Annotated in this window: 11 protein-coding genes and 2 pseudogenes; 7 read left to right on the top strand and 6 right to left on the bottom strand. The window is 69.3% G+C overall.

What is annotated here, in order from left to right:
- The first annotated feature begins 164 nt into the window (after positions 1 to 164).
- From ACWPWO_RS12215 to ACWPWO_RS12245, 7 genes and pseudogenes are all read left to right on the top strand, one after another.
- The gene (locus tag ACWPWO_RS12215; RefSeq protein ID WP_454006829.1) at positions 165 to 2243 is read left to right on the top strand and encodes a LamG-like jellyroll fold domain-containing protein; all 2079 of its coding nucleotides are present in this window, start codon (positions 165 to 167) and stop codon (positions 2241 to 2243) included.
- Positions 2244 to 2263: 20 nt separating this feature from the next.
- Positions 2264 to 2458: a hypothetical protein gene (locus ACWPWO_RS12220; RefSeq protein WP_394061251.1), complete on the top strand. Its 195-nt coding sequence runs from the start codon at positions 2264 to 2266 to the stop codon at positions 2456 to 2458.
- 22 nt (positions 2459 to 2480) lie between these two features.
- A pseudogene (locus ACWPWO_RS12225) lies at positions 2481 to 3771 on the top strand (phosphocholine-specific phospholipase C); the annotation flags it as partial.
- A gap of 333 nt (positions 3772 to 4104) precedes the next feature.
- On the top strand, positions 4105 to 4653 hold the full coding sequence (locus ACWPWO_RS12230) for a phospholipase domain-containing protein (RefSeq protein WP_454007485.1): 549 nt from the start codon (positions 4105 to 4107) through the stop codon (positions 4651 to 4653).
- 169 nt (positions 4654 to 4822) lie between these two features.
- Positions 4823 to 5482, top strand: coding sequence for an RNA polymerase sigma factor (locus ACWPWO_RS12235; protein ID WP_454006830.1), 660 nt, complete (start codon positions 4823 to 4825; stop codon positions 5480 to 5482).
- 87 nt (positions 5483 to 5569) lie between these two features.
- Positions 5570 to 6091 carry a DUF4142 domain-containing protein gene (locus ACWPWO_RS12240; protein WP_454006831.1) on the top strand — a complete coding sequence of 174 codons (522 nt, stop codon included), beginning with the start codon at positions 5570 to 5572 and terminating at the stop codon, positions 6089 to 6091.
- Between the two features lie 11 nt (positions 6092 to 6102).
- Complete coding sequence (locus ACWPWO_RS12245) at positions 6103 to 6426, top strand: cupredoxin domain-containing protein (RefSeq protein ID WP_454006832.1); 324 nt, start codon at positions 6103 to 6105, stop codon at positions 6424 to 6426.
- 39 nt (positions 6427 to 6465) lie between these two features.
- Here the strand turns inward: ACWPWO_RS12245 and gspF are convergent, their stop codons facing one another.
- The 6 genes and pseudogenes from gspF to ACWPWO_RS12275 all read right to left on the bottom strand — a co-directional run bounded on the left by gspF (position 6466) and on the right by ACWPWO_RS12275 (position 13670).
- Positions 6466 to 7668, bottom strand: a complete 1203-nt coding sequence (gene gspF / locus ACWPWO_RS12250) for a type II secretion system inner membrane protein GspF (RefSeq protein WP_454006833.1) — start codon at positions 7666 to 7668, stop codon at positions 6466 to 6468.
- 24 nt (positions 7669 to 7692) lie between these two features.
- A pseudogene (gspE, locus tag ACWPWO_RS12255) lies at positions 7693 to 9110 on the bottom strand (type II secretion system ATPase GspE).
- Entirely contained in the window at positions 9107 to 11404 is a 2298-nt protein-coding gene (gspD, locus tag ACWPWO_RS12260) for a type II secretion system secretin GspD (protein WP_454006834.1), read from the bottom strand. The pseudogene gspE and the gene gspD overlap by 4 nt, the downstream one beginning before the upstream one ends.
- A gap of 12 nt (positions 11405 to 11416) precedes the next feature.
- Positions 11417 to 12163: a type II secretion system protein N gene (gene gspN, locus ACWPWO_RS12265; RefSeq protein WP_454006835.1), complete on the bottom strand. Its 747-nt coding sequence runs from the start codon at positions 12161 to 12163 to the stop codon at positions 11417 to 11419.
- Complete coding sequence (gspM, locus tag ACWPWO_RS12270) at positions 12160 to 12708, bottom strand: type II secretion system protein GspM (protein ID WP_454006836.1); 549 nt, start codon at positions 12706 to 12708, stop codon at positions 12160 to 12162. The genes gspN and gspM overlap by 4 nt, the downstream gene beginning before the upstream one ends.
- Entirely contained in the window at positions 12705 to 13670 is a 966-nt protein-coding gene (locus tag ACWPWO_RS12275; protein WP_454006837.1) for a GspL/Epsl periplasmic domain-containing protein, read from the bottom strand. The genes gspM and ACWPWO_RS12275 overlap by 4 nt, the downstream gene beginning before the upstream one ends.

Consider the following 13670-nt stretch of genomic DNA (forward strand, 5'->3'; position numbering starts at 1 on the left):
GAACCCATAAAACACAATTCAATCATTGGTGGATTTGCCCTTCTGTTAACGGGGCAGTCATACGCCCTTCCTACACTGCCTGCGTCCTGATCCGATGCCGACTGGGCAGCCCGCCCCACGCACAGTCCGGCCCTCCTTTTTCTTCTTTCAGAACGAGTGGCTGTATGTCCTTACCTGCACTTCCCCCCTTGCCCGGGCGCCGCTTGCGCCAGGCCTGTCTGTCCCTGTCCGCCGTGCTGCTGCTGAGCGCCTGCGGCAGCGGTTCCACCGGCAGCGATGCGCCCGCCGGCCCCGGCCAGCCCGAGCAGCCGGCGCCCGAACCAGGCGGCAGGCCTCAAGCCCTGGGCGGCGCCAAGGCCCTGGTCGTCAGCATCGACGGGCTGACCTACGAGGCCTTGCAACAGGCCCGCCGCGACGCCCGCCATCCCGCGCTCGCTTCCTTGACGGTGGCCCCCGTGCAGACGGGCGGTTACGTGGGCACGGCCAGCGAACAACGCACCCTGCCCGTACCCGGCTGGGCCTCGCTGCTGACCGGCACCTGGGCCGACCAGCACGGCCTGCGCGGCGTCGGCGCCGAAGCGCCGACCCTGGAAGCGCCCACCCTGTTCGCCCTGGCCGCCGAACCCCAGACCGCCGCGGCGGCCGTCAGCACCGGCGACTACCGCCGCCTGCTGCAAGCGGACATCCAGGCCGGGCGCGTGATCGAAGCGGCCAACTGCACGGATTCCGACCCTTGCGTGGCCGAGCAGGCGCGCGACTATCTGCAGCAGGGCAAGTCCCTGGTCCTGGCCCAGTTGCAGGCGCCGGCCCGCGCCGCGGCGGAACACGGCCTGGGCAGCGAAGCCTACAGGAAAGCCGTGGAGCAGTCGCTCGCCACACTGGACCAGCTGGCCGCCCTGATCGAGACGCGCCGCCAGGCCGAATCCAGCGAGGACTGGCTGCTAATCGTCACCACCGGCTACGGACTGGACGAATTCGGCGGCGCCACCGGCTCGCAATTCAACCGCAACAAGACCAGCTTCATCGCCGCCAACAAGGCGCTGCCCTCGCTGCCCGCCGTGGACGGCGTCGTAGCCCCCGACGCCGACATGAATGCGCTGGGCGCCGTGATCGACATCGCCCCCACCGTGCTCGCCCACCTGGGCGCTCTGGGTCCGGACTACCGCTTCCGCGGCACGGGCCTGCAGGCGGCCACCAGCATCCGAGGCCTGGACTACGAAAAACCGGCCGACAAGAACATCGTGACCCTGAACTGGACCCTGCAGGGCGATACCGACCAGGAGGTGCGCGTGCTGCGCGACGGCCAGCTGGTGGCCACGCTGCCGGCCGGCGCCACCCGGTATGACGACACCCTGCCGGTCTCCGACACGGCGCAGGTCTACTCCTTCCGCTACAGCGTGCAATCGGGCAAGGCCGCCTCCGCCATGCAGGTGCAGGCCGGCTACAAGCCGCCGCCCAAGCTGGCCGCCACCCTGAAGGACGGCCTGGTCAGCTACTACCCCATGACTTCACTGCCCCTGGCGGACGGCAAGGGCGGCAGCACGCTGCAGCCTTCGGCCGCCGGCGTGCCGGCCGGCGCCCTGATCGCCGCCGACTTCCTGGACCCCGCCGCCCCCACGGGCGCGCTGCGCATCCTGGGCGCCAATGCCGACGCCAACGGCCAGCGCGGCTATGCGCTGACCCTGAGCCGCGACGTGTTCTCGCTGCCCAGCGTGCCGCAGTTCACCCTGGGCTTCTGGTTCCGCACGCCGCCCAGCTGCTCCAGCTACGGCTACGGCGCCGCCATGATGGCCAACAAGAACTACGACTCGGGCAACAACCCCGGCTTTGCGCTGGGCCTGTTCAATTCCGGCGGCTGCGACATCCGCTTCAACACCGGCTACGGCGGCGGCCGCAATGAAAGCCAGGGCTACCGCGTCACCCCCAACCAATGGGCCTACGTGGCCGTGGTCATCGACAAGACCGGCCAGGTCATGCGCGGCCACGTCTTCGATCCCGCGCTGGGCGCGCAATTCAGCTCCGTGGCGCTGGAGACCCGCAGCATCCAGGCGCTGGGCGGCACGGGCGCCGGCAAGCTGGGCGTCAACGAGGACGTGACCGGCCAGTACTATAAGCGCTGGAACCCCGGCTTCGACGTGAACATGGACTTCGGCGAACTGGCCATCTGGGAGCGCGCCCTGAGCACGGACGAGCTCACCAGCATCTACGAGTCCCGCAAACCCCTCTCCAGCCTGCAACCCTGATTTCCGACCAAGGACCTTCCATGAACGACACGATCGGTTCCGTCTCCCGCGCACGCCTCAAGCGCGCCGCGGCCCTGATGATGCTGTGCGGCCTGCTGGCCGCCTGCGACGGCGGCGGCTCGACCGGCTCCGTCCCCGAAAACCCCGGCCAGCCCGGCAATCCGGAGACGACGCCCGTCCCCGAGACTCCCAAACAGTTGAAATGCGCCCCTTGACCGCACCACGAGACCAGCAACAATGACTTCACGCCGCACCTTCCTACGCAACGTCACCGGCGCCGGCCTGGCGGCCGGCTCCCTGGCCGCCTTTCCGCCCAGCATCCGCAAGGCCTTGGCCATTCCCGCCAACAACAAGACCGGCACCATCAAGGACGTCGAGCACATCGTCGTCCTGATGCAGGAAAACCGATCCTTCGACCATTACTTCGGCACTCTGAAAGGAGTGCGCGGCTTTGGCGACCGCTTCACCATCCCCCTGCCCAACGGCCGCAACGTCTGGCAGCAGAACGTCAGCAGCACGGAAACCGTGCTGCCCTACCACCTGGACAGCACCAAGGGCAATGCCCAGCGCGTCAACGGCACGCCGCACGCCTGGGTGGACGGCCAGCAGGCCTGGGACCACGGCCGCATGGCCTTCTGGCCCAAGTACAAGCAGCGCCACTCCATGGGCTATTACCGCGAAGCGGAAGTGCCGTTCCAGTTCGCCATGGCCAACGCCTTCACCCTGTGCGACGCCTACCACTGCTCCATGCACACGGGCACCAACTCCAACCGCATGTTCCTGTGGACCGGCACGAACGGCCCCACCGGCACGGGCGAGTGCACGGTCAACAATGCCTGGGACAGCCTGGGCAGCTCGGCGCTGGGCTACGAATGGAAGACCTACCCCGAGCGCCTGGAGGAGGCCGGCATCAGCTGGAAGGTCTACCAGAACCTGCCCGACAACTTCACCGACAATTCGCTGGCCGGCTTCAAGCAGTATCGTCGTGCCAATGAGCAATCCGGCAAACCCGCCAACGCTCCTTACGAACCGTCGGATGATGTCGGCAATCCGCTCTACAAGGGCATTGCCAACACCATGCCCGACGGCGGCTTCTTCGAGCAGTTGCGCAAGGATGTGATGGAAGGCAATCTGCCGCAGATTTCCTGGGTGGTGGCCCCGGCGACCTACTCCGAGCACCCCGGCCCGTCCAGCCCCGTTCAGGGCGCCTGGTACACCCAGGAGCTGCTGGACGCGCTGACCGCCAATCCGGAGGTCTGGAGCAAGACCGTGCTGCTGGTGAACTTCGACGAGAACGACGGCTTCTTCGACCATGTGCCCTCGCCCTCGGCGCCGTCCATCGATCCGGCCACCGGCAGGCCCGCGGGCAAGACCACGCTGAGCGACGAGCAGATCGCCTTCGAATACTACAACTACCCCAGCCCGCGCGGCCTGAGCGGCCAGCCGCCCCGCGACGGCAAAGTATTCGGTCCCGGCGTGCGCGTGCCCATGTATGTGCTCTCCCCCTGGCCGCGGCGGCTGGGTCAACTCGCAAGTCTTCGACCACACCTCCGTGATCCGCTTCATGGAAGCGCGCTTCGGCGTGATGGAGCCCAACATCAGCCCCTACCGCCGCGCCGTGTGCGGGGACCTGACCAGCGCCTTCAACTTCGCCCGCCCCAACGACGAGCCCCTGCCCACGCTCAAGGGCCGCCGCAGCCGCCAGGAAGCCGACGCGATCCGCAGCGCCCAGGAGCGCCTGGCGCAAGTGCCGCAACCCGTGGACAACCAGCGCATCCCCGTGCAGCAGACCGGCGTGCGCCCCTCGCGCGCCCTGCCCTACGAACTGCACGTCAGCGCCCGCTGCGACAGCAGCAAGGGCGTGCAGCTGCTGTTCTCCAACACCGGACAGGCGGCGGCCGTCTTCCATGTCTACGACAAGCTGAACCTGGACCGCATCCCGCGCCGCTACATGGTCGAGCCCGGCCAGATCCTGGACGACGTCTGGGACGCGCAGGCTGACAACCTGGGCCACTACGACCTGTGGGTGCTGGGCCCGAACGGCTTTCATCGCCACTTCCGCGGCGACGTCAGCGTGCTGGGCCAGCCCGAACAGGCGCGCCCCGAGATCCGGGTCTGCTACGAAATCACCCAGGGCGACGTCTACCTGGAACTGATGAACGGCGGCCAGTCCGACTGCATCTTCACGATCCAGTCCATGGCCTACCGCGAGGACGGCCCCTGGGAAATCACCGTGCAGGCCGGCCAGCAGGCCAAGCAGTCCTGGTCCCTGTCCTCCAGCGGCCACTGGTATGACTTCGTGGTGCGCAGCAGCAGCGACCCCAGCTACTATCGGCGCTTTGCCGGCCGCGTCGAAACGGGCGCGCATGGCGTCAGCGATCCCGCCCTGGGCATCCCGGCCTATCTGTAAACCAATGATGTGATCGTCCGCGCCTGGCGCGGACTTCCCCCGAAGCGCAAGCCCACCTTGCCTTCGGGGATTTTTTTGGCTCCTTGTCTCCTGCGGGACCCGATGCGCCCCATGGCGATGCGGCCGTCTTGGGCGCATAATGGCTGGGCCTTCATTCCCGGAGCGCCCCATGGATCTTCCAGCCGCCCTGCAGCCCGAATCCGACGAAGCCGCACTGGTCCGGCGCGCCGCGCAGCGCGATGCGCAAGCCCTGCGCCAGATCATGGAAACCCACAACCGGCGGCTCTTCCGGCTGGCCTGCGCCATCGTCCGCGACCCGGACGACGCCCGGGACGTGGTCCAGGAAACCTATCTGCTGGCCTTCAGCCACCTGGATACCTTCCGCGGCGACAGCACACTGTCCACCTGGCTGTGCCGCATCGCCATCCGCCAGGCCCTGGGACTGAAGCGCCGACAGAACCGCCAGATCCTGGACGAGGACGGCGCCCAGTCCCTGCCCGATCCCGATCCCGGTCCTGAACAAGCCCTGGCCCAGCGCCAAGTGCTCGAAAATGTCGAACGCGCCATCCTCGCCCTGCCCCAGGCCTATCGCCTGGTGGTCATGGCGCGCGCCGTGGAAGGACTGAGCGTGGAGGAGACCGCGCTGCTGCTGGACATCCGTCCCGAAGCCGTCAAGACGCGCCTGCATCGGGCGCGCCGCATGCTGGTGCTGGCTTTGCGGGAACAGGGCGCGCCCGGGCTGCTGGAGACCTTTCCCTTCGACGGAGCCCGTTGCCACGCGCTGATCCAGGCAGTGCTGGCGCGGCTCGGGGTAAACCCCGAGCGCTGACCCGTAACCTTGCCTGCGCCCGCGCCATCCAATGGGCGTCCACAGGCCATTCGCTCCGAAGGCCTGGATTTCCCACCGGAGGCTGTCATGCTGATACGCACCACTCTCGCCGCCCTGCTCATGGGCGCGCTTGGCCTGGTCCTGCCTGTTCACGCAGCGGAAAAACTCACCGATCCCCAGATCGCCCACATCGCCTACACGGCCGGCGACCTGGACGTGCAGGCGGCACGCCAGGCGCTGGACAAGACGCGCAATCCCGACGTGCGCGAATTCGCGCAGACCATGGAACGGGACCACCTGGCCGTCAACCAGCAGGCCTTGGCGCTGCTCAAGGAGCTGGGCGTCACCGCGCAGGACAACCCCACCAGCCAGGCGCTGGCCAAGGAGGCCGCCGATCAGAGGGCCGCCCTGGGCAAGCTGGATGGCGCCGCTTTCGACAAGGCCTACGTCCAGAACGAAGTGGCCTACCACAAGCAGGTGAACGCCGCGCTGGAGAGCACGCTCATTCCCGGCGCGCACAATCCCAAGCTCAAGAGCCTGCTTGAAACCGGCCTGAAACTGTTCCAGGGCCACCAGCAACATGCCGAGCACCTGGCAGGCAAACTCTAGGCTGAACAGACATGAATACCGTTCGCCTTTGCCGCCTGCTGGCCGGCGCGCTGCTGTCGGCAGCCGGCCAGCAGGCCCTGGCCGATACGCATGAAATCACGCTTTCCAAGCTGGCCTTCACGCCCGCCGTCGTCCAGGCGCGCGTGGGCAACACCGTGGTGTGGCGCAACCAGAACGTGATCGACCACACCGCCACGGTCGCGGGCCTCTGGGACGTGGTGATCCCCGCGGGCAAGTCGGCCCGCCTCGTGCTGGACAAGCCAGGAGACCAGACCTACTACTGCCGCTATCACCCCAACATGACCGCGCGTCTGACCGTTGCCGCGGCGCCGTGATCCTGCCCGCCCCGGCAAAGCAGCGGCGCGCTGCCTGTCCTACTGCACCAGCTGGTTCATCTCGATGATGGGCAGCATCACGGCGAGCACGATCATCAGCACCAGTCCGCCCATCAGGAGAATAAGCAAGGGCTCCAGCAAGGCTGTCATGGCCAGGGCGCGGCGCTCCAGCTCCGCGGACAGCGTGGCGGCCGCGCGGTCCAGCATGGGCGCCAGCTCACCGGTTTTCTCGCCGCTGGCGACCAGCTGGACCAGCAAGGGAGGAAACAAGGCGCTGCGTTGCAGGGCGGCGGCCAGCGGCAGGCCTTCGCGCACGCGGGCGGCCGCCTCGGACACCGCCGCGCGCAGGGCCAGATTGGACAGTGTGCGTCCCGCCGCCTCCAAAGCGGTCAGCAGCGCCACATTGCTGCCCGCCAGAATGGCCAGCGTCGCCGCGAAACGGGCCGTGTCCACGCCCAGCAGATAGGAGCCCAGCACGGGCACGCGCAACAGGCGCCGGTGCAAGGCCAGTCGCACGGGCGGGCGGCGCAGCAGGACGGCGGCCAGGAAGGCCGCTCCCAGCAGCAACAGCAGGGCGGCGGCGCCCCAGTCGCGCACCGCCTCGCTGGCCGCGATCATGATGCGCGTCAGCAGGGGCAGCTGCTGCCTGGCCTGGGTGAAGGCGCCCACCACCTGCGGCACCACGTAGCTGAGCAGAAACACCACCATGGCGGCGGAAATCAGGCTGACGATGGCCGGGTAAATGAAGGCCGTCAGCACCTTGCCGCGCAGGGCGCCGCTGTCCTCGATGAACGCAGCCAGCCGGTCCAGCACCTGCTCCAGTTCGCCGGACTGCTCGCCGGCGCGCACCAGGGCCCGATAGATGTCCGGAAAATCGCGCGGGTGATTGGCCAGCGCGTCGCTCAGGCTTTGCCCGGCGCGGATGTCCGAGCGCAAGGCGGCCAGCAGTTGCGCCACGGGCCTGCGCGCGGCCTGCTCCATGACCACGCCCAGGCTGGCCTCCAATGACAGGCCTGCGGCCACCAGGCTGGCCAGCTGACGGGTCAGCCAGGACAGCTCGCTGCGGCGCAGGCCGGCGCTGCGCGCCCGGGCGGCGGCGCGCGAGCGGCCTGGCTTCAAGGAGACCGTCAACAAGCCGCGCGCCAGCAACTGCTGGCGCGCCAGGCGCTCGCTGTCGGCCTCCAGCACGCCGCGCTCGCTGCGCCCGGCCTGGTCCACCGCTTCATACTGATAGGTTCCCATCCGTCCGCCCTCCTTTCATGGCGCCTAAAGCTCGCGGGTCACGCGCAGGACCTCTTCCGGGGTGCTCAAGCCCTGCCGCACCCAGCGCTCGGCGTCCTCGCGCAGATTGCGCATGCCGGCCTGGCGCGCCGCCTGGCGCAGCGCATGCTCGGCCCCCGCCTCTGAAAGCAGTTGCTGGGCGCGTTCGTCCACCCGGTACAGTTCATGGATGCCCGTGCGCCCCTGGTAGCCGGTATGGCCGCATTGTTCGCAGCCGCCGTCGCGCGCGCGGAACAGGCCGCCCCCGGCCGCTTCCCGGCAGTGCAGGCACAACTTGCGGATCAATCGCTGCGCCAGCACGCCGCGCAAGGTCGAGGCCAGCAGGAAAGGCTCCACGCCCATGTCCACCAGGCGGGTGGCGGCCGAGACGGCGTCGTTGGTATGCAGCGTCGCCAGCACCAGGTGTCCCGTCAGGAGGCCTGCACCGCGATCTGGGCGGTCTCCAGGTCGCGTATTTCTCCGATCATGATGATGTCCGGATCCTGGCGCAGGATGGCGCGCAGGGCGCGCGCGAACGTCAGATCGATGCGCGGGTTGACCTGCGTCTGGCCCACGCCCGGCAGATCGTATTCAATCGGATCCTCCACGGTCAGCACATTGCCGCGCGCGGCGATCACCCTGCCCCGGGCGGCGTCCAAGGTCGTGGTCTTGCCGCCGCCTGTCGGACCGGTGACCAGCACGATGCCGTGCGGCTGATGGATCAATTCGTCAAGCTGCGCCAGGATGTCCGGCGCCATGCCCAGGCGCCCCAGCTCCAGCCGGCCCGCGGACTTGTCCAGCAGGCGCATCACGGCCCGTTCGCCGTGCCCGGTGGGCAGGATGGACGCACGCAGGTCCAGCGCGCGCCCGCCCACCTTCAAGGCGATGCGGCCGTCCTGCGGCAGGCGCTTTTCGGCAATGTCCAGGCTGGCCATGATCTTGATGCGCGAGACCAGCGCGCCGTGCAGGGCGCGGCGCGGGCTGACGATGTCGCGCAGGCGGCCGTCCACCCGGTAGCGCACGATGGAATGCGTCTCGTAGGGCTCGAGGTGGATGTCGCTGGCGCCGTCGCGCACGGCCTGCGTGAACAGCGCGTTGATCATGCGGATCACCGGCGCGTCGTCCTGGTTCTCCAGCAGGTCGGTCACCTCCGGCAGCTCCTGCATCAGCCGGTCCAGGTCCACTTCGCTGGCGGCGGCGTCCACCACGCTGGCGGCATCATCGCCCTGCGCATAGCTGGCATCGATCAGCGTGTCCAGCTCCAGGTCCGGCACGCGCTGCTCATCCAGCTCCGGATAGCGCCGCCGCAGCTCGGTCAGGGCCCAGTCGGGCGTGCGCTCGCTGACGGCGATGCGCCAGGCCCCGTCCTGGCGCACCAGCACCGCGCGCTGCTGGCGCGCCCAGGAATAAGGCAGCCGGTTCACGATGACTCCCGCAGGTCCATGACACCGGCCTTACCCTGGCCTGCGGCCTGCGGCAGCACCACGTGGCCGGCATCCTGGCTGAACCAGGTGGAACGGTCGGGCAGGCCCGCCTGCACGGCGCGCATGTAGTTGTAGCGGTCCAGCGACAGGCTCTGGCTGTCCTGGGCGTTGCGCACGATGTGCGGGCGCAGGAACACCATCAGGTTGGTCTTGGTGCGCTTGCGCTTTTCATATTTGAAGAGATTGCCGATCAGCGGCACATCGCCCAGCAGGGGCACGGCTTGCGTGCCGTCTTCGATGGAGTCTTCCAGCAGGCCGCCCAGCACGATGATCTGCCCGTCGTCCACCAGCACATTGGTGCTCAGCGCGCGCTTGCGGGTCACGGGCGTGTTGCCGGACACGGAGAACGCCGTGTCTATGCTGCTCACCTCCTGGTACAGCGCCAGCTTGACGGTGCCACCTTCGGAGATCTGCGGCCGCACCTTCAAGGTCAGGCCCACGTCCTCGCGCTCGATGGTCTGGAAGGGATTGCTCGCGCCATCGCCCGACGTGGTGTACTGCCCGGTCACGAAGGGCACGGTGCGCCCCACCATGATGCTGGCCTCCTCGTTGTCCAGCGTCATCAGATTGGGCGTGGACAGGATGTTGGTGCCGCCCTGGCGCTGCAGCGCGCGCGCCAGCACCCCCAGGTTGACGATCTGCTGGCCCAGCACGTTGACCGTGCCCTTGACCACGCCCAGGCTCAGGCCCGCGGCCAGCGAATCCAGCGTGGTGACGCCCTTGGGATTCAAGCCGCTGCCGCCCAGGTTGGCCCCGCCCACGAAGCCCGAGCCGCCGTCGGCGATGTGCCCGCCTCCCGTCATCCACTGAATGCCGAACTCCGCGGCGTTCTCGGCGTTGACCTCCACGATCAGGCTCTCGACCAGCACCTGCGCGCGCCGCTGGTCCAACTGGTCGATGACCTCGCGCAGGCTGCGGTACACCGGATCGGGCGCGGAGATGATGAGCGTATTTGTGGAGGGGTCGGCCTGCACGGTCGCGCCGCCCGCGCTGAACGCCACGGTGCCGCTTGCGGCCGGAGAGCCCAAGGCCGGTTCCGCAGGCGCGGCTCCCTGGGCGGCGGGCAGCGTTGCCGCCGTCCTGCCCGCGTCCTTGGCCGTCGGGGCCGGCGTGGCGGCCGGCTTGGCGGCCGGCTTGGCGGCGCCCGCCGCCGGAGCGCCCGCTTGCCCGGTCAGGGCGGCGCGCAGCACCTCGGCCAGTTGCACGGCCTGGGCGTTGCGCAGATAGACCACATGCAGATTGCCCTTGCGGCTGTCCGGGCTGTCGATGCGGCGGATCAGGTCGCGCGCCAGGGCCAGGCGCGCCGGGCTGCCGGCCCGCACCAGGACCGAATTGCTGCGCGGATCGGCCACTACGGTGATGCGCTGGGCGACGTCGTTGCCGGGCGTATCCAGCATCTGCGACGCCAGGGCCGCCACGTCCAGCGCCACGCCGTAGTCGATGGGAATGATGTCCGTATTCAGTCCGGCCGGCGTGTCTATGCCCGCGATCACCTGGGCGATGCGGTCCAGGTTGTCGCCATAGTCCGTCACCACCAGCGTGTTGTTGGCCGGGTAGGCATTGATGGGATTGTTGGGGGAGATCATGGGCCGCAGCACCGGCACCAGCGCCGAAGCGTTCTCGTAGCGCAGGGCGAAGACGCGGGTCTCCAGCTCGCCGCTGCCGCTGGCGCCGCTGCGCACCGCCCCGCCCTGCTGGCGCGCCTCGGCCTCGGGCACGACGCGGCTGACCTTGCCGGTGCGCAGCACGGCAAAGCCCTGCATGCGCAGCGCCGAGAGCAGCATCTCGTAGGCCGTGCGGGCATCGACGGGCACTTCGGAGACCAGCGTCAACTGGCCCTTGACGCGCGGATCCACGATGAAATTCTGCTGGGTGAACCGGGCCAGCGCCGCCACCACGCTGTCCAGTTCCGCTTCCACGAAGTTCAGGGTGATGTCTTCGCCATCGGGGAACTCGGCCGCCGGCGGCGCTTCCAGCTGCGCGGTTCCCCCTCCGACGCGCTGGACCGGCCGTCGGCCGATGGGGCCGGCCGATTGCGCCGCGCCGCTGAAGCGCGGATCCTCGACTGCCTGCCCGACGGGCTCCTTGCTCACGGAGGCGAACAGGGAAGAAGGATCGGGCCCGGCCTGCCGGTCCTGGCCCGTGGTGGCGCAGGCGCCCAGCAGCAACAGGGCTCCCAGGCTCAGCGCAAAGCGGGGGCGCACGCCCGGACGGCGGAAAGACGAAATGGTCATGATGAACTCTGTTTATTCCTGTGTCGTAGTCGTTGTGGCAACGCGCCAGTGCGTCACGCCCTGGCTTTGAGGTCCCAGGACGGCCAGCAATTCCGTGAAGCGGCCGTCGTCAGCGCGCGCCGGCCTGGCCTTGCCGTCGAAGCGCAGGCCCCCCGGCGTCCACTGTCCCTGACCCGCCAGCGTCAGATCGCCGGACAGGGTGCGCAGGGACAGCTGCAAGCCGCTGCCCTGGCGGCTGACCGCCAACTGGTAATGGCCCAGTTCGGCATCGCCGGAAAGAGCGGAACGGGCGGCGCGCCAGTCCAGCTCCAGCACGGCGCCCGTCGCCGAACCCAGCGCCTGGCTGGGCCAGCGCAGGCTCAGCTCGCCCAGCGGCTGCACTGTCTGCAATAAAGGATGCAAGCGGCCCAGCACCGAGGCGGGCAGGTTCAAGGTCTGCCCCGACAGGCTCCAGCCCTGCAGGCCGGCCTGCACACGCACCGGCTGCTCCAGCCAGACATGGCCAAGCTCCAGCCGCGGCCAGGGCGCCAGCCGCCACTGCCAGCTCAAAGGGCCTGGAATGGTCCGGGCCAGACGGCCCGATCCCACGCTGAGCAGCCCCTGGCCCGAGGCCAGGCTGCCGTGCGCGCTGACCAGCCGCAGCAAGGCCTGCTCGGGCTGCCAGGCCAGCAGCAGGCGGGCCGGCAGAAAGGGAACCGCCGCCGCCATGAGCAGCGCCAGAATCAGCGCCACCCCCAGCGCTCGTCCGACGGCCCTCATGAGGGTGCCCCTGCGCGCAGTTCGATGCGCCCGTCCAGCAGGCCGGGCCTTTCACGGCTGTCCACCACCGAACGAGTCAGTTCCAGCGCCTGCACCTCCAGCCCCAGCAGGCGCGGATAGCGCAACAGCCAATCCACCAGGGCGGCGGCAGGGGCCGACTGGCAGGCCACCACGCGCGTCTGTCCATCCTGCACGCGACACTGCGTTCCCAGGACCTGCAAGCTGCGCTCCAGCGCCTTGTCCCGCCCCTGCTCGACGTGCGTCTGACCGGCCTGTTGTTCCAGCACGCGGATCTGGTCCAGCACGGCCTGCAGTTCTGCCTGTTCATATTGCAGGCGCGGCAGCTCTTTGCGGGCCTGCGCCATGTCCCGCCATGCGGGCCGCAACAGCAACATCCACAGGGCCAGCGCCGCCGTCGCCCCGGCCAGCATCAGCAAGGCCTTCTGCTCGCGGCGGCTCAGTTGGCGCCAGCGCTGCACCGCTTCCGCGGCCCTGGCCTGCGCGGCCTGCCGCCATGCCGGCCGGCGGCGGTCAATCCAGTTCATGGCTGTCCTCCCGCCCCGGGCGCTTTCCTCATGCGCAGCTGCACCTCGCGGGGCGCGTCGCCCGCCTGCCATTGCAGTTCCGAATCCGCCTCCGCCGGCTCCAGGGCCGCGTCCGAAGCCAGAACCAGGCCCAGCGCGCCATCCTTGAAGTTCAGCGCCCGCACCCGCCCTTCCAGGGAAGGCCATTGAGCCGCCGCGCCCAGCAGCAGCCGATCGAACAAGGCCGGCGCCCCGCCCCGCTCGCCCAGCAAGGCATCACGGTGCTGGCGGGCCTGGACCAGCGGCGCGACCACCACGGGCAATTGCGGCAGGGTCTGGCGCAGGGACTGCTCCATCTGCGTCCGCAGGCTCCGGACCTCCTGCCGCAGGCTGCGCGCCTGCTGCTGCCAGACCAGCGCCCAGGCCAGCACGGCGGCCAGCGCCCACAAGGCCAGGCGCACAAACGCCGCCTGTCCTCCCTGGGCGGCCATGTCCGGCATCAGCAAGGAACAGTCGGACACCTGCACCGCGTCGCCCTGGCCGGCGCGATCCTGGGCATGACGCTCGGACCAGGCATAGACGCCGCTCACGGACAGGCCCGCCACCCGCGCCTGCTCCCCCAGAGCCAGCAAGTGCGCGCGCTCCGCCCAGGCGACGTCCGCCAGCCCGGTTTCCAGGCGCCGCCCGCAGGCGACCCAGACCTGCTCCAGGGGACTCAGGCACAAAGGTTCGACCGCGCTGTTCACGACCGCGGCCCGGCGCGCGGCGCTGACCGCCGGGATGCGGATCTGCGTGGTCGTCGCCAGGTCCGGCGGCAGAATCAGCTCGACCGCGCGCGCCAGACCTTGCTCCCGCAGTTCCTCCAGCGGGGCGCTCCCGCGGCGCAGCACCTGCCCGCGCCGGTCCCGCAGGACGAAGTCCAGCACGGGAGCGCCCGCCAGGCCCGAGGACGAATCCAGATAGAGGCGTAACACGTTCTTCAT

It is taken from the genome of Alcaligenes sp. Marseille-Q7550 (assembly GCF_965112015.1).